Origin of the sequence: Umezawaea sp. NPDC059074 (assembly GCF_042738955.1) — a bacterium.
Classification (GTDB): Bacteria; Actinomycetota; Actinomycetes; order Mycobacteriales; family Pseudonocardiaceae; genus Umezawaea.
Genome location: NZ_JBHYHC010000165.1, coordinates 1 through 19,297 on the forward strand (window position 1 = coordinate 1; position 19,297 = coordinate 19,297).

General features: G+C 68.7%; 18 protein-coding genes. 2 read left to right on the forward strand and 16 right to left on the reverse strand.

Translation table 11 applies throughout. From position 1 onward, the window contains the following. Nucleotides 1–81: 81 nt before the first annotated feature. The 5 genes from ACFWW9_RS41050 to ACFWW9_RS41070 all read right to left on the reverse strand — a co-directional run bounded on the left by ACFWW9_RS41050 (nucleotide 82) and on the right by ACFWW9_RS41070 (nucleotide 6,199). Nucleotides 82–597, reverse strand: a complete 516-nt coding sequence (locus tag ACFWW9_RS41050; protein WP_390388216.1) for a snapalysin family zinc-dependent metalloprotease — start codon at nucleotides 595–597, stop codon at nucleotides 82–84. A gap of 178 nt (nucleotides 598–775) precedes the next feature. Then, on the reverse strand, nucleotides 776–1,366 hold the full coding sequence (locus ACFWW9_RS41055) for an ATP/GTP-binding protein (protein ID WP_390388179.1): 591 nt from the start codon (nucleotides 1,364–1,366) through the stop codon (nucleotides 776–778). 29 nt (nucleotides 1,367–1,395) lie between these two features. Beyond that, nucleotides 1,396–1,818: a roadblock/LC7 domain-containing protein gene (locus ACFWW9_RS41060; protein ID WP_390388182.1), complete on the reverse strand. Its 423-nt coding sequence runs from the start codon at nucleotides 1,816–1,818 to the stop codon at nucleotides 1,396–1,398. Then, nucleotides 1,815–4,679 (reverse strand): nitrate- and nitrite sensing domain-containing protein, encoded by a 2,865-nt coding sequence (locus ACFWW9_RS41065; protein ID WP_390388184.1) that lies wholly within the window; start codon nucleotides 4,677–4,679, stop codon nucleotides 1,815–1,817. The genes ACFWW9_RS41060 and ACFWW9_RS41065 overlap by 4 nt, the downstream gene beginning before the upstream one ends. A 491-nt stretch (nucleotides 4,680–5,170) precedes the next feature. Continuing rightward, nucleotides 5,171–6,199 carry an ABC transporter substrate-binding protein gene (locus ACFWW9_RS41070; RefSeq protein ID WP_390388187.1) on the reverse strand — a complete coding sequence of 343 codons (1,029 nt, stop codon included), beginning with the start codon at nucleotides 6,197–6,199 and terminating at the stop codon, nucleotides 5,171–5,173. Between the two features lie 128 nt (nucleotides 6,200–6,327). Here ACFWW9_RS41070 and ACFWW9_RS41075 point away from each other — a divergent pair, with 128 nt between their 5' ends. After that, nucleotides 6,328–7,593 carry a 4-hydroxybenzoate 3-monooxygenase gene (locus ACFWW9_RS41075; protein WP_390388188.1) on the forward strand — a complete coding sequence of 422 codons (1,266 nt, stop codon included), beginning with the start codon at nucleotides 6,328–6,330 and terminating at the stop codon, nucleotides 7,591–7,593. A 1,086-nt stretch (nucleotides 7,594–8,679) separates the two neighbouring features. On the opposite strand, the gene ACFWW9_RS41080 is transcribed toward ACFWW9_RS41075, so the two are convergent. The 10 genes from ACFWW9_RS41080 to xerD form a co-directional block, all read right to left on the reverse strand. After that, entirely contained in the window at nucleotides 8,680–9,561 is an 882-nt protein-coding gene (locus ACFWW9_RS41080) for an ABC transporter ATP-binding protein (RefSeq protein WP_390388190.1), read from the reverse strand. Between the two features lies 1 nt (nucleotide 9,562). After that, on the reverse strand, nucleotides 9,563–10,372 hold the full coding sequence (locus tag ACFWW9_RS41085) for an ABC transporter permease (RefSeq protein ID WP_390388191.1): 810 nt from the start codon (nucleotides 10,370–10,372) through the stop codon (nucleotides 9,563–9,565). Further along, on the reverse strand, nucleotides 10,369–11,136 hold the full coding sequence (locus ACFWW9_RS41090) for an ABC transporter permease (protein WP_390388194.1): 768 nt from the start codon (nucleotides 11,134–11,136) through the stop codon (nucleotides 10,369–10,371). The genes ACFWW9_RS41085 and ACFWW9_RS41090 overlap by 4 nt, the downstream gene beginning before the upstream one ends. A 1,033-nt stretch (nucleotides 11,137–12,169) precedes the next feature. Next, nucleotides 12,170–12,931, reverse strand: a complete 762-nt coding sequence (locus tag ACFWW9_RS41095; protein ID WP_390388197.1) for a pseudouridine synthase — start codon at nucleotides 12,929–12,931, stop codon at nucleotides 12,170–12,172. Continuing rightward, complete coding sequence (gene scpB / locus ACFWW9_RS41100) at nucleotides 12,924–13,592, reverse strand: SMC-Scp complex subunit ScpB (RefSeq protein ID WP_390388219.1); 669 nt, start codon at nucleotides 13,590–13,592, stop codon at nucleotides 12,924–12,926. Before scpB ends, ACFWW9_RS41095 begins: the two co-directional genes overlap by 8 nt. Further along, nucleotides 13,532–14,425, reverse strand: a complete 894-nt coding sequence (locus tag ACFWW9_RS41105; RefSeq protein ID WP_390388200.1) for a segregation and condensation protein A — start codon at nucleotides 14,423–14,425, stop codon at nucleotides 13,532–13,534. The genes scpB and ACFWW9_RS41105 overlap by 61 nt, the downstream gene beginning before the upstream one ends. Beyond that, complete coding sequence (locus ACFWW9_RS41110; protein WP_390388203.1) at nucleotides 14,422–14,748, reverse strand: hypothetical protein; 327 nt, start codon at nucleotides 14,746–14,748, stop codon at nucleotides 14,422–14,424. Before ACFWW9_RS41110 ends, ACFWW9_RS41105 begins: the two co-directional genes overlap by 4 nt. Then, on the reverse strand, nucleotides 14,745–15,719 hold the full coding sequence (locus ACFWW9_RS41115) for a ParA family protein (protein WP_390388206.1): 975 nt from the start codon (nucleotides 15,717–15,719) through the stop codon (nucleotides 14,745–14,747). The genes ACFWW9_RS41110 and ACFWW9_RS41115 overlap by 4 nt, the downstream gene beginning before the upstream one ends. A gap of 119 nt (nucleotides 15,720–15,838) precedes the next feature. Then, nucleotides 15,839–16,177 carry an ArsR/SmtB family transcription factor gene (locus ACFWW9_RS41120; RefSeq protein WP_390388208.1) on the reverse strand — a complete coding sequence of 113 codons (339 nt, stop codon included), beginning with the start codon at nucleotides 16,175–16,177 and terminating at the stop codon, nucleotides 15,839–15,841. 93 nt (nucleotides 16,178–16,270) lie between these two features. Continuing rightward, nucleotides 16,271–17,179, reverse strand: coding sequence for a site-specific tyrosine recombinase XerD (gene xerD / locus ACFWW9_RS41125; protein WP_390388210.1), 909 nt, complete (start codon nucleotides 17,177–17,179; stop codon nucleotides 16,271–16,273). A gap of 153 nt (nucleotides 17,180–17,332) precedes the next feature. Here xerD and ACFWW9_RS41130 point away from each other — a divergent pair, with 153 nt between their 5' ends. Further along, nucleotides 17,333–17,887 carry an NINE protein gene (locus ACFWW9_RS41130; protein ID WP_390388212.1) on the forward strand — a complete coding sequence of 185 codons (555 nt, stop codon included), beginning with the start codon at nucleotides 17,333–17,335 and terminating at the stop codon, nucleotides 17,885–17,887. On the opposite strand, the gene ACFWW9_RS41135 is transcribed toward ACFWW9_RS41130, so the two are convergent. After that, on the reverse strand, nucleotides 17,876–18,520 hold the full coding sequence (locus ACFWW9_RS41135) for a DUF2752 domain-containing protein (RefSeq protein ID WP_390388214.1): 645 nt from the start codon (nucleotides 18,518–18,520) through the stop codon (nucleotides 17,876–17,878). The two genes, ACFWW9_RS41130 and ACFWW9_RS41135, sit on opposite strands and share 12 nt — an antisense overlap. Between the last annotated feature and the right edge of the window lie 777 nt (nucleotides 18,521–19,297).

Sequence of the window (19,297 nt, forward strand, 5' to 3'; positions counted from 1 at the left end):
GGCTCGGGCGTGTAGCCGTCTTTCCAGGCTTGACAAAGCGAAAGAGGGTGGGATAATTGGCGCAACCGGGGGTTAGCCCACCTAGTCCACGAACACCCGAGCCCACTCCCCAGCAGCCCCAACCTTCGCACTACGGAAGGCAGCCTCCACCTCGGACTTCTCCCGAGCGTTGGGGTACGGGTTCTTGCACGACGTCCCCGCACTACTCCCCGACATCAAACTCGTGCACGGCCCGGGCTTCCGATCCGGCTGCCCCAGGATGTGCCCCAGCTCGTGAGCCGCGATCCGCACCGGGTCGTGCCCTTCAGCCGTCGCCTGCCGCCCCATCCACACCTGCCCACTACCCAGGCTGGTCGGCTGCGCCCGAGGCCACCCGTTGTCAGCCACGATCCGGATGTTGGCGGACGACGACGTGGTAGAGACCAGCCGAACGTTCACCACGCTCGAGTTCCACACCTGAGCCCCTTGATCCACAGCGGCCTTGAACTCAGCGGCACCACTGGCGTTGTAAGTAAGAGTCCGAACAGCAGCAGCGGCAACAGGCGCAGCAGAAGCAGCGGGCGCGTGGAGGCTGACCAACCCCACCGCCACCACCATCACACCGGCGATTTTCCGTAGCACGGCGATTCTCCTCGTCGCAGGGAATTCATGCAGGGAATTCGACCGTAACGACGACCCGAAGAGATCCGCAAGAACAGTTAATGTGATGCCCTGGGAACCAAGCCGGGCCCGCACCGACAACCGGCACGGGCCCGACTCGACGACCTGACCTAGCTCACGCGTACGTGGGCTGCCTCAATGCGTGTTCCACCAACGTGATGAGCGTCTGCTTCGTCGACTGCCGGTTCCGCGCGTCGCACGGCACGATCGGCACCGACGGCTCGATGGTGAGCGCTTCCCGGATGTCCTCCACCTTGTGGTGCATGAGCCCGTCGAAGCAGTTCACCCCCACCACGTACGGCAACTCCCGGTCCTCGAAGAAGTCGATCGAGGCGAACGCGTCGTCCAACCGCCGCGTGTCGACCAGCACGACGGCGCCGATCGCGCCGCGCACCAGGTCGTCCCACATGAACCAGAACCGGTGCTGTCCCGGCGTGCCGAACAGGTACAGGATCAGGTCGCTGTCCAGCGACACGCGCCCGAAGTCCATCGCGACGGTGGTGGTGACCTTGTTCGGCGTCGCCGACAGGTCGTCGATGCCGACGCTGGCCTCGGTCATCACCGCCTCCGTGGTCAGCGGGACGATCTCGGACACCGATCCGACGAAGGTCGTCTTGCCCACGCCGAACCCGCCCGCCACGACGATCTTCGTCGACATGGTGGGTCTGGCGGGCGACCCCGGTCGTCCGAGAGCACCAGAGCTCATCGCTGGTCTGCTTTCCCTTGAGTAGTTGATCAGGCGCGCATCGACACGTGCAGCTGCGACCGGATCTCCGGCGTGAGCTGGATGCCGACCCGCTCCACGAGACGGGTCATGGCGTAGCCGATGAGCCCGATGTCGCAGTTGGGAGCCGCCAGCACGGCGAGGCAGGAGCCGTCGCTGATCGACATGAGGAACAGGTAGCCGCGTTCCATCTCGACCACGGTCTGCTTGACCTCACCGGCTTCGAAGCAGCGCGCGGCGCCGAGGTTGAGGCTCACGAGCCCCGAGGCGACCGCCGCGAGCTGTTCGGCGCGGTCCATCGGCAGCCGCTCGGATCCCGCCAGGAGCAGGCCGTCCGCCGAGACCACGATGGCGTGCGCGACGCCCGCCACCCGTCCGACGAAGTCCTCGACCAGCCAGCTGAAGTTGTCCAGTTCATCTGCCGCGGTGGTCACTGCTGCTCCTTCTCTGCGCTCATGTCCCCTGAGGTGCTGCCGAACAAGGGACTGTCCCACGACTCGATGTCGTCAAGGGATTCGCGTCCCATCTGCACGCCCCGCTGGTAGGTCGCGAACTGCTGGCGCAGCCGCTCCGCGGACCGTCGTCGCGGCGGGGCCGCCGTCGCGACGGAGGCGGTCTGGCCGCCTCCCTGGCCGTTCTGGGCCGCGGCCTTGGTGGCGGGTGCGGCCTGCTTCGCGGGCGAACCGGGGATGAGTCGCGCGTTGGGCACCCGCTTGGGCAGCCCCGCGGTCGTCTTGTCGTCCACACTGGACTTCAGCACCTTGTTCGCCGCCTGCCAGCCCTCGTCCGCCACGCCCCAGTCGGCTTTGGCGGCCTTCTTGCGGGCGGGCGCGGGCGGGGTGGCGTCAGCCTCGGTGGCCACCTCGCGCTTGGGCAGCTGCGGCGAGGACGTCCGCTGGGCGGGCGTCTCGGCCGTCGACGCGGCCGCGAACAGCTCGGTCGACTCGGCGGACTTGCCGTTGCCGTTGCCGTTCCCGTTGGTCTTGCCGGTTGCGTCGGCGGTGTCGCCGCCCTGGAACCAGCGCGACAGCACGTCCTCGTAGATCGGCAGCCGCTCGGTGACCGGTTCGACCTTCGGCTTCGCCGGGGGCTTGCGCGGCAGGACCGTGCGCTCGGCGGCGGGAGGGTACGAGTAGTCGATCGGGTCGACACCCTCGGGCTGCACGGGCTTCATGCCCTGGATCGTCGCGGTGAACAGGCCCTCGGTGGAGGTCCGCTCGACGAGGTGCTCCGCGTGCGGGTCCTCGTCGGGAGAGGACAGCACCTGCGGGAACTGCAACGAGTCGCTCTGGCCGGGCGTCCACTTCGGCACGCCCGCGATGACGCCGACACCGGTCTGCTCGACCTGACCGGCGAGGTGGTCCTCGAAGCTCGACGCGTTCGACCGCGTGAGCTGCGCGGGCTGCTGCTGCGGAACACCCTTGTGCAGCAAGGAGACCGGCAGGACGACCTGGGCGGTGACGCCGCCCTCGATGTCGTCGTTGTTGCTCAGCGTCACGCGGATCTCGTGGCGCTTGGCGAGCTGGCCGACCACGTAGAGACCCATCTCGCGGGCGACGGACACGTCGACCTCGGGCGGCTCGCTCAGCTTGTGGTTGGCCTCTTCGATGTCGTTCTCCTGCATGCCGACACCGCGGTCGTGGATGCGGATCGCGATCTCGCCGCGCCGGGTCTCCGTCGCCCGCACCGTGACCTTGGTGGTGGGCTTGGAGAACGCGGTCGCGTTGTCCAGCAGCTCGGCGATGAGGTGCGCGAGGTCGTTGACGACCCGGCCCTGCACCTTGATCTCCGGTCCCGGCGCGATCTGGATCCGGGCGTACTTCTCCACTTCGGACACCGCGGCGCCGAGCACCTCGGACACCGGCACCGGGCGCGTGACGCGCCGGTTGACCGTCGTGCCCGACAGCACCAGGAGGTTCTCGCTGTTGCGGCGCATCTGCGTCGCGAGGTGGTCCAGCTCGAAGAGGCTCGCGAGCTGGTCCGGGTCCTGCTCGTCCTGCTCCAGCCGGTCGATCACGCCGATCTGGCGTTCGACGAGCGCCTGGCTGCGCCGCGACAGGTTGATGAACATGTCGTTGACGTTCGCGCGGAGCGCCACCTGCTCGACGGCGAGTCGGACGGCTTCGCGTTGCACCGCGTCGAACGCGCGGGCCACCTGGCCGACTTCCTCGGTGGTGTCGATCGGCACCCGGAAGAGCGCCTCCTCCGCGGCCAGTTCGGGGTCGCGGTGCTGGCGGATTCGCTGAATGGCCTCCGGCAGCCGGTTGCGCGCCACGTCGAGCGCGGTGCGGCGCAGCACCCTCAGCGGGATGACCATGGAGCGGGCGACGATCGCCATGAGGCCGAACGCGATGACCAGTGCGATGAGCACCAGTGCCGCGTCGCGCCACGCGCCGGTGCGGCCCTCGTCGATCAGCTCGTTGGAGACCGTGACGATCTGGCCCTCGATGTCGTGCGACACCTTGGTGAGCAGGCCCGCCGTGTCCTCGCCGACCTGGAGCACCTCGGCGTCGGAGATGGTGACGAGCTGGCCGTCCTCGTCCTCGTCCTTGTTGATCTCCTGCTGCACGAGGGCGAGTTGCACCAGCCGGTTGCGGCCGTCGACGGCGCCACCGGACACGACGTCCTGGAAGCGCTGGAAGTTCTCCTGCGAGGCGGAGCCGGAGAAGTCGGCGAGGGCGGCGTCCAACCTGGACTGGGCGGCGCGCAGGGCGTTCGCCTGGCCGGGCGCGAACTCGCCGCGCTTGGCCGTGGCGAGCAGGATCGCGTTCTGCTGGCTCATCTGCTCCCGCGCGTTGTAGAGCGCGAGGTTCGCCGACGACAGCGGGGTGAGGCGCGAGTTGCTGACACTGCCCGCGGAGATCCGGTGGACCTGGTTCACGGACGAGAGGATCTGGCTGTACGCGCTGAGGACGGAGGCGTCCGGGTAGCGCGTGGTGAGCATCGTGTTGCGCAGCGAGCTCAGGTTGTCCAGCGACTGGAGCGACTTCTCGAACGCGGTCGCCAGAGCGGGGTCGATGCCCTCGGCGGACACCGCGACCTCGCGGTACTTGCCGACCTCCACGTCGACCTTGGCCGCGCGGGTCACCTGCTCCGCGGCGTTGTCCTTGCGCTCGCTGGCGACGAACCGCACGGCGGCGTCGCGTTCGAGCTGGAGCGCGTCGGACACCGAGGCGGCCTGCGCGCTGAGCGCGAGTTCGCGCTGCACCTTGCTGATCAGGGACACGTCGTCGAGCTGGCTGTTCAGCCGCAGTCCCGCGAGCGCGAGCGTGCTCAGCGCGGGGACCAGCAGCACCACGGCCAGTTTGCTGCGCAGGCGCCAGTTCGTGAGGCGCCATCGTCGAACACCACCGGCGGGGGCCGGCGCGTCCGTGTCTGCGCGAGCATCCCGACCGCCGGCAGCGGGACGGGATGACGCGGATTTCGCGGTCGGAACCAGGGGCGCGGGTCTACCGCCCTCGGAATCCGACTCTTGTCGGGCTCGCTCCGGATCGGATCCGGACGCGGGGTCACCGTGACCGCGCACCGTCAGCACACTCCCCAGCTTCCAAGCCGATGAAAGAAAACTTGCCTACAAACCTGGTGGATCTTCGGGTAAAAGCGGCCGAAGTCATACCGCCATTTGGCGGACTTGAGCGGTAGTTCACAAATCAACCAGTATGACTGATCGCTGTGAGAAGGCCACTAAACACTCGCTAACAGCGGTGGTTCACGACATATTCACCGATGAGACGAGTGTGAAACAACTGCGGGGAGCCGAACCGGCTCCCCGCAGTCGCCGATTCGTCAGCTACCCGGAGGGGCGATGAGCATCGGCTTGACGTCCAAGTCCTTCTCGAGCAGGCCGTAGGTCTTCATGAGCGTCGCGACCCGCTGGAGCCTGGTGGCGTCCAAAGTGGTCGGGAACTCACCGAAGTGGACCAGGCTGGCGGTTTCCTTGTCCACCTTCGCGTAGTCCTGGAGCAGCGGTTCGACCGTGGGGCGGTCGGCGGCGTCCTTCTGGCCCTTGGCCATGGCCCGCTGGAACGCGGCGACCGTGTTGGGGTTCGCCTTGGCGAACTTGCCGCTGGTCGCGTAACCGGCGATCGGGATGTCGGCCGTCGGGCCGCTGGCGGCGTCCAAGGCGGTCACGGTGCCGATGGCGCGCTGGGCGCGCGTGATGAACGGCTCGACCATGAACGCGGCGTCGACGGTCTTGTTCTCGATCGCGGCCTGCATGTCCGGGAACGCGAATTCCTTGAACGTCACGCTGTCGGGCTTGACGTCGTTGGCCTCGAGGGTGGCCTTCGCGGTCAGCTCGGCGATGTTCTTGAAGGTGTTGATCGCGATGGTCTTGCCCGCGAGGTCCTTCGGCGACTTGATCGGCGAGTTGGCGCCCGTGACGATCAGGAACATGTCCGGCTTGGCCTGGTAGCCGTCCGACACCAGCTTGAGCCCGTCGACCGCCTTCGCGCCCTCCTTGGACTCGGCGAGGAAGAACGAGACCCAGTTGCCGAAGGTCATGTCGAGGTCGCCGCTGATCAGACCGGGGATCGCCGCGGCGCCACCCTGGATGACCTTCAGCTCGACGTCAAGACCCTCGTCCTTGAAGTAGCCCTTCTTGATCGCCACGTGGACCGAGGCCACGTCGAGGATCGGGAGCACTCCGAGCGTGATCTTGCTCTTCTCGAGCTTGCCGGTCGCGGGCTTGTCGGCGGAGGTGGTCTCCGAGGACGAGCCTCCCAGCGCGCCGCAGCCTGCGACGGTGGCGAGCAGCGCGAGGACGGACAAACCGCCGACGATCATGCGGGCGTGGCGGCCGACTCTTCGAGTCATCTGAAGCACTCTCCTGGTTGGAGCGGGGCGTTCGTTGCGGGGGATTCTCGATCGACCAGAACGCGGCGAAAACCACTCAAAGTGACACTCGCGGTTCACTAGGACCCCAGTCGACCGACACACGAAGGATGTATCCACTACCTTCGGTGAGCATCTTTGCACAGGCCGTCCAGAGGCAGGGGTACACGGTGAGACAAGCTCATCTCGAATGGACCATTCAGAGCACATCCCGTCCGGTGGCCGTGATCGGGGCCGGACCAGCGGGTTTGATGGTCGCGAACCTGCTCCAGCAGGCGGGCGTCCCCTGCCTGGTGCTCGAACGGGGCACTCGCGAGTACATCGAAACGAGACCTCGCGCGGGAATGCTCGAAGACCGCTCGGCGCGCATGTTGGAACGGCACGGCTTGGCCGAGCGAATGCTCACGGAAAGTGACACCCACACCGCGTGCGAATTCCGCATCGACGGCAAAGCGCACCCCCTCGACTACTCCGACCTCTCCGGCGGCGCGACCCACTTCGTGTACCCGCAGCAGGAGGTCGTGACCGACCTGCTGAACCTGTACCTGGCGGGCGGCGGCGACATCCGGTTCGAGGTGTCGGACGTCGCCGTGCACGACCTCCTCGAGGAGATCCCGACGGTCACGTGGACGTCGTCGGACGGCACTCCGGAACGACTCGAGGCCTCGTTCATCGCCGGGTGCGACGGCTTCCACGGCGTGACCAGGAAGGCCATTCCCGAAGGCGCGGTGAAGGAATTCACCCACCAGCACGGGATCGGCTGGCTCAGCATTCTCGCCGAGGCTCCCCCGTCGACCGACAAGGTCATCTACGCCCTGCACGCGGACGGTTTCGCGGGCCACATGCTGCGCAGTTCCACGGTCAGCCGCTTCTACCTCCAGGTCCCGGTCGGCGAGGACGTCGACAACTGGCCGGACGAGAAGGTGTGGAGCGAATTGCACAAGCGCCTCGCGCTGCGCGACAGCGACTGGACGCTCACCGAGGGAAAGATCATCGAGAAGCGCGTCCTGGACATGCGCTCGCACGTGATCGAGCCGATGAGGTACGGGCGGATGTACCTGCTCGGCGACGCCGCGCACATCATCACCCCGATGGGCGGCAAGGGAATGAACCTGGCCCTCAACGACGCCGAGGTGTTCGCCGAGGCGATCGGCTCCTACTACAACCACAAGTCGACGAGCGGGCTCGACGACTACTCGGCCGTCTGCCTGCGGCGCGTGTGGCGTGCCCAGGAGTTCTCGCAGTGGATGGTGGACCTGATCCACCGGAACGAGCAGCCCTTCATGAGCCGATTGGGCCATGCCCGGTTGCAGCACTTGATCGAGTCCCGCGAGGCGGCCGCCATGTTCGCCCACATGTACGTCGGCTCCAGCTGACGGGTTCCGGCACCGGAAAAGGATTGTCCCGGCCCGCGAATAACCCCTGGACGCGGTTCCGGTGAGTGGTTTTCCCCCGCCGCACGGGCCTTCGACTCCCGAACGCGTTCCCGTTCGGGATCCGGAGGCCCGTCGCGACTCCGAGCGAGGCCGTGCGCCGTTCTTTCCCGCGCCGTCGCCGGGCCTTCGCGACGAACTCCCCGACGCCGTGGATTGTGCCCTGCGCCACTCCTCGTTTCACATCCGCGAATCCGCGCGCATTCCCAAAATCCGACCGATCCTCGCTTTCTTCCGCGCCGGTGGCACTCGGACCCGGATCGCGGACCCGTCGCCAACTACATTGGCGATTGATCTATCCGGCGCACTCGAGCCGGGTCGGCGACCCGAGGCCGACGACACGGGTCGGGCCCGAGCACAACGCCGGATCGCGGAGTCCGCGGGAAGCGGGCGGACAAATCACGGACAACGCCCCCGACCGCGTTTCCCCGGCTTTTACCAGCGTTCCGGGCAGTGCGCGACCGGACGTCCCGAATGGCGCCGGAGAGGCCCTCTCGGACGGCCCCGCGACCCGCTCCCCCAGCGGTCCGGCCGACGGGACCGACGGGGCGTAGGTAACCTGTTCGTGACCTTTGTGGACGGCCCGGTCCACGCCGTCCGGCCCGATGGATCGCCTTCCGCGACAGGGAAAACCCGCGTCCGGAGTGTCCACATCGACCTGGAATTCCGGAGAACCGGACCGGCGTCTCGCAACGGTCGGTAACCGCCACCAGGGACCAAGGACCCAGGCCACGCGGCCGAACGGGGGAAGGCCCGCCGCGGCCGTCGAGCCGCCCGAGTGGACGGAATCACGTCACGAACGGGCCCGAGGGGTTGACGGCGTCCACCCGGACGACCCCCGCATTCCAGGTCGCGATTATTTCGCGTCGGAATACGAAAGTCACCAATTGAGACACGGCCTGGATCAGACAGGTCCGCGGCACAACGCCCGCAGGGGAAGGAAAAGGCCCTGAAACGCCGCAGGCGCCCCCGGACCCCCGAAGCCGGGAGTTACCAGGGGCGCCCGTTTTTCGGCGCTCAGCGGCGGACTCAGTTGGTGGCGCGCTCCTGCGCCTGCGCCTCGACGAAGGCGGCGCGCTCGGCCTCGGCCCACTTCGCCGCCACGGCGGCCTCGGCCTGGGCCGCGACCTTCCGCTGCGCCTCGGGCCTGCCGACGTTGAGCAGCCTGGCCACCTCGCCGCGCAGGGCGACGAACGCGTCGGACTCGCGGGTGGTGATCTGGTCCCGTTCGACGGGCAGGTCGACCCTCAGGTCCGCCACGACGGCCGCGGGCGACGTGGACAGCACGAGCACCCGGTCACCGAGGTAAACGCTTTCGTCGATGTCGTGCGTCACCACCAGGACCGTGGTGTTGTGCTCCCGCTTGACCTTCAGCAGCAGGTCCTCCAGCTCGAACCTGGTCTGCGCGTCCACCGAGGCGAACGGCTCGTCCATCAGCAGCAGCGCGGGCCGGTAGGCCAGCGCCCGCGCGATGGCGACGCGCTGCTGCATGCCGCCGGACAGCTGCCACGGGTACTTGCCGCCCGCCTTGTTCAGCCCGACCCACTCCAGCGCCTCGGCGGCGCGCTTGCGGCGCTCGGAGCGGCCCAGGCTGCGGCGCAACGGGAACTCGACGTTCTTCTGCACCGACAGCCACGGGAACAACGAGCGGCTGTAGTCCTGGAACACCACGGCCAGGTCGTCCGGAACACCGTCGACCTTGTTGCCGTGCAAGCTGATCCCGCCGTCGGTCGGCTTCACCAGACCGCAGATGGTGCGCAGCAGCGTGGACTTGCCGCAGCCGGACGGGCCGACCACGCACACGAGCTCACCCGCGCCCACGGTGAACGTCAGTCCGTCGATGGCGCGGTGCGCCCCGTCCTTCGCCTGGTAGGTGTGGCCGAGTCCGGCCACCTCGAGCATGGCGGTCATGTCAGTCCCCTGCCGTCGCGAGTTGTACGGGCTTGCTGTGCTCCTGCTTGGGCTGCCAGCCGAGGACTCGACGTTCCACGGCGAGCAGCACGGTGTTCAGCACGTAGCCGATGACACCCAGCAGGACGATGCCTGCCCACATGTTGGGGAAGTCGAATTCCCGTTGTGCCACCAGGAGTTGCGAACCGATGCCGTTGTCGGTGCCGACGAGCTCGGACACCACCATCAGCACCAGCGACAACGACAGCGACACGCGAAGACCGGCGAAGATCTTCGGTGCGGCCGACGGCAGCACGACCCCGAGCACCCACTGCCACTTGGGCACGCGGAACACCGCGGAGGTCTCGTACTTCAAGGTGTCGACGGACCGGGCGCCGTCGATCGTGTTGAGCAGGATCGGCCACACGACGCCGAAGACGATCGTGGCCAGCTGCATCGAGGTGCCGATGTTGAACAGCAGCAGGAAGACCGGCACCAGCGCGGGCGGCGGGATGGACCGCATGAAGGTCAGCAGCGGCCCGGCGAACTCCAGCGCCGTGCGCGACCGGCCGAGCGCCAGCCCGAGCGCGATCCCGATCACCGCGGCGATCGCCCAGCCGCCGACCAGCCTGGTGATGCTGGGGATCAGGTGCTTGAACACGACGTCGGTGAGGAAGAACTGGTCCAGCGGACCGGAGAACCAGAGCTTCCACGCCGCTTGCGCGATCTCGGTGGGGGGCGGGAAGAACGTGTCGTCGGCGTACAGCGTGGCCAGTTGCCACACCACGACCAGACCGGCGAACACGACCCACCGCTTCAGGAAGTTGGTCACGAGCGACCTCCCGCGGTGGCGCCCCAGCCGACCCAGCGGCGCTGGGCCCGTTCCAGGCCCTCGTTCAGCAGGTACCCGAGCACCCCGGCCACGACCGTGCCCGCGAGCACGAGGTCCATCCGCCCGGCCCCGCTGCGGGCCAGCATGATGAACTGCCCGAGCCCGCCGCTGCCGCCCGCCAGCAGCTCCACGCTGACGAGCACGACGAGGCTCGTCGTGGCGGCCAGGCGGATGCCGGTGAGCACGAACGGCAGCGCGCTGGGCAGCGCGACCGAGAACAGCACCCGGACGCGTCCGGTGCCGAAAACCCGAGCGGTCTCGACCAGCAGGGGGTCGAGCTCGTCGAGCGCGTAGATCGTGTTGAACAGGATCGGCCAGATCGCCGCGTACACCGCGAGCGTGATCTTCATTTCCGGACCGATGCCGAGGAACACGATGGCCAGCGGAATCATGGCCACGGAAGGAATGGGACGCAGGAACTCGACCACGGCGCGAGTCGCGTACCGCACAGCGGGCACGCTTCCGAGGATCAGGCCGAGCGGGACCGCGATCCCGATGGACAGACCGACTGTGATCAGCAGGGCCAGAACCGTCGCGAGCACGTCGCGCAGGAACAGCTGATCACCCAACAACTTGCCTAGCTCGCCGAAAACCACACTGGGTGGCGGCAGGTATTCCGCGGAGACGAGCCCGGAACGGCCGAACAGCTCCCAGACAAGCAGGAACCCGACCACGCCGAGCACACCTCGGGTGAGGGCACGCACGCCGAACGCCTCTCCAATTGATCATCATCGGGACGACCCGGACCAATCTAGAGACTTCGGACCCGAAGCCACAATGAGTGCTGAGGAAACTTCACAAAGTCACACGGGGGGTGGGGGTGGCGCGGAGGGTCGGTTTTGGTTGGCACTGAAGGTATCGGGGTCGCAGGCGGGGTGAGGGGGTGGTGGCTGTTTGGGAAGTGACCATGGGGTCTGCCTGCGGGGCGGCGGGTGGGGTGATCGTTGACAGGGTGACGTGGGTCTCACCTTGAGGGGTGGTGGTGATCGGGAAGACGAGGGGTGGGGGTGGCGAAAGAAAGTGCGGGGCCTTGCTGCGGGATTCCACGTGTGGTGTACGCCGCAGTGTGTTCCTGGGGGTGGTTGACGCGCTCTTGGGTGCTGGGGATCCGGCGTGGTTCTCCCGCGACTGGGGGTTCCGGAGGGCTTCTCTTTGGCCGTTGGTCCCGGTGGGGTTCTTCCCTTGACCGGCGGTCCCAGCGGGGTTCTTCCGCCCGGCCGTTGATCCCAGCGGGGTTCTTCCCTTGACCGTTGGTCCCAGCGGGGTCGGTCAGCGGCTGCGATTTCCAGCGTGCTGTGGCCGATTTGACATGGGGCCCCTCATTTCGGCCTTGATCGGGCCAAAAGGCAGTGCCCGAAAGCTCTGCCCGATCTCCAATTTTAAGGCCGAAATCCCCATGTCAAATCGGCCACGTTCCGTGGCCTGCGCCTGCCAGTCCCAGCGTGGTTGCTGGTCGACCCTGTGCCGGGGTGGTGGGCGGCTACGTTGCCCCGGCGCATGCTCGTGGTCACCAATCAGCCCTGTGCCGGGGTGGTGAGCCACCACGTTCCCTCGGCGCATGCTCGTGGTCACCAATCAGCCCTGTGCCGGGGTGGTGAGCCACCACGTTCCCTCGGCGCATGCTCGTGGTCACCAATCAGCACTGGTTGGCCCTGGGCTTGCTGCTGGGTTGCCGAGTTGCCGCCGGTCTCATCGTGGGTGACCGGCGGCGTTGTCTCGAGCTTGCTCTTCGGCTGCTTACAGGCCTACGAGCTTGTAGAGGGAGCCGACTTCCTGGCGGTTCAGGACGCGCATGGAGCCGGGGCGCTGGTTGCCCAGCTGGACCTCGCCGATGTGGGTGCGGACGAGGCTCGAGACCGGGTAGCCGACGTGGTCCAGGAGGCGGCGCACGATGTGCTTGCGGCCCTCGTGGAGGATCACCTCTACCAGTGCCTTGCCGGGCATGCTGTCGACGAGCTTGAACGAGTCGACCTTCGCGAAGCCGTCTTCCAGTTCCACGCCCGCGCGCAGGCGCTTGCCGACGTCCTTCGCCACCGGGCCCTGGACCTCGGCCACGTAGGTCTTGGGGACCTCGTAGCTGGGGTGCATGAGGCGATGTGCCAAGTCGCCGTCGTTGGTGAGCAGCAGCAGGCCCTCCGTGTCGGCGTCGAGCCTGCCGACGTGGAACAGGCGTTCGCGGCGCTCTGCCAGGTAGTCGCCCACGCACGGGCGGTGCTGGTCGTCGTGCATGGTGGAGAGGACGCCGCGCGGCTTGTTCAGCACGAGCGTGACGACGTCGTCCTTGAGGACGACCCGCACGCCGTCGACGTGGACGACGGCGGTCTCCGGGTCGATGCGGCGGCCCTGTTCGCGGACCACCTCGCCGTCGACGGTGACGCGGCCGAGGTCGATCAGCTCCTCCGAGACCCGCCGCGAGGCGATGCCCGCCTTGGCGAGCACCTTCTGCAACCTGATCCCCTCGTCGTTGGGGTTGGGTCGCGCGGAACGGGTCTCAGACATCGTCGATCGCATCCACTTCAGGCAACAAGGGAGCGATCGGGGGCAGGTCCGCGAGGGACGACAGGCCCAACCGCTCCAGGAACAGTTCGGTCGTGCGGTAAAGGATGCCACCAGTGTCGCTGTCGGTGCCGATCTCGCTGATCAGACCCCGTGCGACGAGCGTGCGGATCACGCCGTCCACGTTGACCCCGCGGACCGCGGCGATGCGCGCCCTGGTGACCGGCTGGCGGTAAGCGATGACCGCGAGCGTCTCCAGGGCGGCCCTGGTGAGCTTCGCGCGCTGCCCGTCGAGCAGCAGCTTCTCCACGTAGGGCGCGTACCGGTCTCGCGTGTAGAACCGCCAGCCGTCGCCGATTCTACGCAGGTCGATGCCGCTACCCGATTCGGTGTACCTCGCGGCCATCCGCTTGAGCGTCTGGGTGGTCCGCTTCACGGACTGGCCGAACACGTCGGCGAGCTGCTTCTCGCTCGCGGGCGAGTCGATGACGAGCAGCACCGACTCCAGCGCGCCCTCGAACTCCGCGTCGTCCGAGAGGTCGAGGCCGGGTTCGGCGACCTCGACCTCCTCCTCGTCCGCCGGATCGGCGACAACCGGGTCACTCACCCGTACTCCTCGTCCTCGTCGAACTCGACCGCCGGGGCGTCGTCGTCGCCGATCCAGCGGACGACCAGCTCGCCCAGCGGGTCCGGCTGGTCGAACGCCAGCACGGTCTCGCGGTACAGCTCCAGCAGCCCGAGGAACCGGGCCACGACGTCCAGTGTGGCCTCGCAGTCCTTGACCAGCTCGCTGAACGTCAGCTGACCGGCCGCGATCAGCAGCGCGCGCATCGAGTCGATGTGGTCGCGCACGGACACCTTGGCGACGTGCAGGTGCGTCAACGACACCGTGCGCGGCGGTTTCGGGCGGAACACGGAGGCGGCGATGTCGGCGAACCGCTTGGGCGTGACGCCGAGCATGACCTCGGGCAGCAGGCCCTCGTAGCGCGGCTCCAGCGCGACCGACCGCGCGTAGCGGCGTTGCGCGCCCTTCTCCAGCTCGCCGAACAGCGCGGCGACCTGCTTGTACGCCCGGTACTGAAGCAGGCGCGCGAACAGCAGGTCGCGGGCCTCCAGCAGCGCCAGGTCCTCCTCGTCCTCCACGTCGCCCTGCGGCAGCAGCCGCGCGGCCTTGAGGTCGAGCAGGGTGGCCGCGATCACCAGGAACTCGGTCGTCTCGTCGAGGTCCCACGCGTCGCCCATCGCCCGGATGTAGGCGATGAAGTCGTCCGTCACGGTGTGCAGCGCGACCTCGGTCACGTCCAGCGTGTGCGCCGAGATCAGTTGCAGGAGCAGGTCGAACGGGCCCTCGAAGTTCGTGAGCTTGACCTTGAACTTGCCACCGGTCTCGGGCTCGTCGGGGGCGGCGTCCGGCGCCACAAGATCGACCTGCGCGAGGTCCGCGCCCTCCGGAACCGGCTCGGCCGGATCCTGCCGGGTCACGTCGGGAGTGGTCACCGCCGTCGCAGTCTCCGGACGAGCTGCGACCGCTCCCCGTGCTCCTCCAGGTCGGCGAGCAGCACCGCGATGGCCTCGCGGACGATGCGGCCGCGGTCGACGGCGAGGCCGAACGAGCCGCGCAACGACAGCCGCGCGTGCTCCAGGGCCAGCAGCTCCTCGTCGGACACGTACACGGTGATCTTGGTGTCGTGCTTCTGCCTGCCGGTGCTGGGGCGTTCCGGGAGGTCGGCGGGCGGAGCGGGTTCGGGGTCGACAGGGCGTACGAGACTGGTCGGGCGGAACAGTTCGGACGCGCCGGGAAGGGAGGCGCGGCGAGTCACCTGGCGATCACCTCGCGCGCCAGCGCGCGGTAGGCCTTCGCGCCCGCGGAGCGGGGCGCCCACTTGGTGATCGGCTCGCCCGCGACCGTGGTCTCGGGGAATCTCACGGTGCGGTTGATGACCGTGTCGAACACGATCTCGCCGAACGCCTCCACGACCCTGGCCATCACCTCGCGGGAGTGCAGGGTGCGCGGGTCGTACATGGTGGCGAGGATCCCCGTGATGTCCAGCTTCGGGTTCAACCGCTCCCTGACCTTCTCGATGGTGTCGATGAGCAGGGCGACCCCCCGCAGCGAGAAGAACTCGCACTCCAGCGGGATGAGGACGCCGTCAGCCGCCGCGAGGGCGTTGACCGTGAGGAGTCCGAGCGACGGCTGGCAGTCCACCAGCACGTAGTCGTACTGGTCGATGACCGGGCGCAGCGTGCGCACCAGCGTGTGCTCGCGGCCGACCTCGGACACGAGCTGGATCTCGGCGGCGGACAGGTCGATGTTGCTGGGCAGCAGGTGCATGTCCTCGACGCCGGTCTCCATGATCACGTCCTGGACGCCGACCGAGCGCTCCATGATGACGTTGTAGATCGTGTTGTCCAGCTGGTGCGGGTGGATGCCGAGGCCCACCGACAGCGCGCCCTGCGGGTCGAAGTCCACCAGCAGCACCTTGCGGCCGTACTCCGCCAGCGACGCGCCCAGGTTGATCGTGGACGTGGTCTTGCCGACCCCGCCCTTCTGGTTGCAGACGGCGAGGATCTTCGCCGGGCCGTGCTGCGCCAACGGCTCCGGGTCGGGGGTGAAGCGCAGCGCCCGACCGGTCGGACCGATCTCGCCGACCGTCTGGTCGGGGCCGTCCTCGTCGTGCTGCGGCGCGGCGTGCGGGGCGAGGCTCAGCTCGACCGACGCGCGGGGGACACCGGGCGACGGCGGTGGCGGTGCGTCGTACGCCCTGCCCTCCACGTGCTCCGGTGTCGACATCGTTGCCTAACTCCTCGTAGTCCTCGACCTGGGCGCAGCCTAAGGCCGTGACTGGGCGGCGGCAACGCGCCTCGCCGTAGCGCCGCGCGCCGGTTTCCGCCACTCGTGAGCCGATCGGCTCAGCGTGCGACCTCCATCCGGTCGATGCGGTCCATCCTCGACGCAGCGGACAGGACCACGTCGAGGAGGCCGGGGAACAGGCCGTCCAGGTCCTCGCGGCGCAGGGACACCCAGCGCTGGTTGCCGCAGCAGCGGGTGCGGGTGATGCCCGCCTCCCGCAGCACGCGCAGGTGCTGGGACAGGGTCGATTTGGCCACGCCGACGGACATCGCTCCGCACAGGCGTTCCCCGTCGGCTTCGATCTGCCGCACCACGGCCAAGCGCGTGGGGTCGCTCAAAGCGTGGAGCACCGCCGAGAGCTCGATGGCCGGGGGCTCCGGCTCGTCCAAGTTCGGCACGGTTCGCGGTACCTCCCGCTCCGGTGGGACTCAAGTGCCGACACCGTACCCGCGGCCGGCTAACTATCGGATGAATTCACGAAACCCTCATTGTCACGAAGTGGCACGCGGATGCGCTGTGGCGTACACCTCGCGCAGCGTGGTGACCGTGACCAGCGTGTACACCTGCGTCGTCGTCACCGAGGCGTGGCCGAGGAGTTCTTGCACGACCCGGACGTCCGCCCCGCCCTCGAGCAAGTGGGTCGCGAACGAGTGCCGCAGCGTGTGCGGCGAGACGACGGCCGTGATGCCCGCGCGCTCGGCCGCGGTCTTGAGCACCTGCCACGCCGTCTGGCGGGACAGGCGGCCGCCGCGGGCGTTGAGGAAAACCGCTGGTGTGCCACGACCTTTGGCCGCCAGACCGGGCCGGGCGCGCACCAGGTACGCGTCCAGCGCCGCCAGCGCGGGCCTGCCGACCGGGACGAGCCGCTGCTTGCCGCCCTTGCCGTCCAGCAGCGCCGTGCGCTCCCCCGCGTCCACGTCGTCCACGTCCAACCCCACGACCTCGGAGATGCGCGCGCCCGTGGAGTACAGCAGTTCCAGCAGGGCGCGGTCGCGCAGGGCACGCGGGTCGTCGCCGGGGTGGGAGTCCAGCAGCCGCAGCACGTCGTCGAGCGGCAACGCCTTCGGCAGGCGGCGCGGTGGCGTCGGCGGGGCGACCTCGCGGGCCGGGTCGCCGGGCACGACGCCCTCGCGGTGCGCGAACCTGTGCAGCCCCCGCACGGCCGACAGGGTGCGGGCCGCCGATGACGCCGCCAGGCCGCTTTCCCGCAGTGCGGCGAGGAATTCGCCGACGTGGGCCTCCGCGACGTCCGCGAGGTCGGTGACGCCGAGGGCCTTCAGGTGCTCGGTGTAGCGGCGCAGGTCGCGGCCGTAGGAGTCCAGGGTGTTGCGGGAGGTGCCGCGCTCCACGGCCAGGTGGTCGAGGTAGGTCCGCACCACGTCGTCGACCGCCGCCTTCACCGGGCCGCCCGCGGGAAACCCTTGTCCGCCAACGGCTCGTGGCCCCTCGTCTCGCGTGGAATCCCGACCGGCACCCGGTCAGCCTAGGCCCGACCCGGTGTTCCGGCGCGTTTCGGCCCAGGTCGGGGCGTCCGATCGACTACCGTCTCCGCCGTGTCAGGACCTTTCGAGCCGAACCCCGTGCGCATCGGCAACCAGCAGCGCGAGGAAGCCATCCGCGCCCTCAACGACCACTTCGCCGCAGGTCGCATCGAGATCGGCGAGTACGAGCAGCGCGTCGCCTACGCGTCCGCCGCCCAGACCTCCGCGGAACTCGGCTCGCTGTTCGCCGACCTGCCCGGCCCGCACCCGCCGTTCCTGGTGATGCCGCCCCCGCCGCAGTACAACACCGCGTACGCGCCCCCACCGCCCGCGTTCACGCCCCCGTCGGGCTACGGCACGGCTCCGGGCTACCAGGTGCCGTTCGCGCCGTACGGGATCGACCCGCTGACCGGCTACCCGCTGTCGGACAAGTCGAAGGTCGTCGCGGGCATCCTCCAGCTGTTCGTCGGCACGCTCGGCATCGGCCGCTTCTACACCGGCCACACGGGTATGGCCGTCGCCCAGCTGCTGACGTGCGGCGGCTGCGGCGTCTGGGCTTTGGTCGACGGCATCATCCTGCTGGTCAACGGCGGCACGGACGCCCAGGGCCGACGACTACGCGACTAGGTTCCGCACCACGGCCCAGGTCACCCCGACCACGAGAACCGCCTGCCCGACCCGAGGGGAGACCGGGGCCGTGCGGCTGCCACGCCGGTAAGCCAGGAACCACCGCAACCACAACCAGCCGAGCAACGGCAACCCGGCGACGAGCATCACCGCGTTGAAGTGCCACGCGGCGACGACATCCCCGTGCAGCAACGCGTACACCATGCGCGTGGACCCGCAGGCAGGACAGTCCAGCCCGGTCAACCAGTTGAACGGACACCGCGGCAACCACGACCCAGGCGTGGTCGGATCGGCGAAGTACACGACAACAGCCCCCGCAGCCGCCCCCACGGCAACCCCAACGGGCCCCCCGACCCACCGCCGCACCTGCTCAGCCCGCCCCACGTCCACACCCACTTCCCCAGCCTCGCAGACCACCACGCCGATTGGTCCATTCCCAGGCCGCCAGCAGAAGAAGGCCGCACCTGAGGGCCCATCCTGCCCGCTGCTCCACCGCTTCCCGGCTCCCGGCTCCCGGCTCCCGGCTCCCGGCTCCCGGCTCCCGGCTCCCGGCTCCAGGCTCCAGGCTCCAGGCTCCAGGCTCCAGGCTCCAGGCTCCAGGCTCCAGGCTCCAGGCTCCAGGCTCCAGGACACACCCTGAAGCGGCTCACTTCCAGCCAACCCGCCCAAGCGATCACCGGCCAAGGTGCGACCTACTTCCAGCCCACCCAAGCGCTCCAGCCCAGGTGCGACCCAAGTCGGGACAGCCCACCCGGAAGGTCTACACCCGAGTTCCCACTCGACCCCGCCTTACCCGGACACATCTCCCGTGCGACCCGCTCCAGCTCCGCCCCGGAAAGCCTCAGGCTCAGGGCCGCCATCCCGAGCCCCGCCCCAGCCGGACATCCCCGGCACAGCCCAGCCCACCCAGAAACCTTCACCCCAGGGTCACCATCCTGGTCCCCCAGCCGGACATCCCCGGCGCTGCTCACGCCAGAGCAACCCACCCATGCCACTTCCGCCCGAGGGACGCCATCCCGCCCTCACCCCGCCAGCGCAAGCCACTCCAGCCCGACCCTCCGATGAGCCAACGCCCCAGGGTCCCCATCCCGCCCCCGCCTCGCCAGGACACATCCCCAGTGCAGGCCACTCCAGCCCGGCCCGCCGATGAGCCGCCGCCCAGGGTTCCCATCTCGCCCACACAGCCCACTCCCCAAGGGGCTCACCTCCAGCCACCCGCCGGGAAATAGCCTTCGCCTGGGGTTCCCGCCCTGCCCCGCGCAGCCCGCTCCCCGAAAAGCTCGCCTTGAGCCACCTGCCTGGAATGCCTTCGCCTGGTGGTTCCCGCGCCGAGCCCATCCCGCCTCGGCTCACCCATCGGCGAGCCGATTGCATACAGTGTCCCGAAGACTGAATGCTCACCCAAGAGCC

Excerpts from the sequence above, each read along its gene's own strand:
- ACFWW9_RS41050 (WP_390388216.1), bottom strand. The coding sequence starts at position 597 with ATGGTGGTGGCGGTGGGGTTGGTCAGCCTCCACGCGCCCGCTGCTTCT.
- ACFWW9_RS41055 (WP_390388179.1), bottom strand. The coding sequence starts at position 1,366 with ATGAGCTCTGGTGCTCTCGGACGACCGGGGTCGCCCGCCAGACCCACC.
- ACFWW9_RS41070 (WP_390388187.1), bottom strand. The coding sequence starts at position 6,199 with ATGACTCGAAGAGTCGGCCGCCACGCCCGCATGATCGTCGGCGGTTTG.
- ACFWW9_RS41075 (WP_390388188.1), top strand. The coding sequence starts at position 6,328 with ATGTATCCACTACCTTCGGTGAGCATCTTTGCACAGGCCGTCCAGAGG.
- ACFWW9_RS41080 (WP_390388190.1), bottom strand. The coding sequence starts at position 9,561 with ATGACCGCCATGCTCGAGGTGGCCGGACTCGGCCACACCTACCAGGCG.
- ACFWW9_RS41095 (WP_390388197.1), bottom strand. The coding sequence starts at position 12,931 with ATGTCTGAGACCCGTTCCGCGCGACCCAACCCCAACGACGAGGGGATC.
- ACFWW9_RS41115 (WP_390388206.1), bottom strand. The coding sequence starts at position 15,719 with ATGTCGACACCGGAGCACGTGGAGGGCAGGGCGTACGACGCACCGCCA.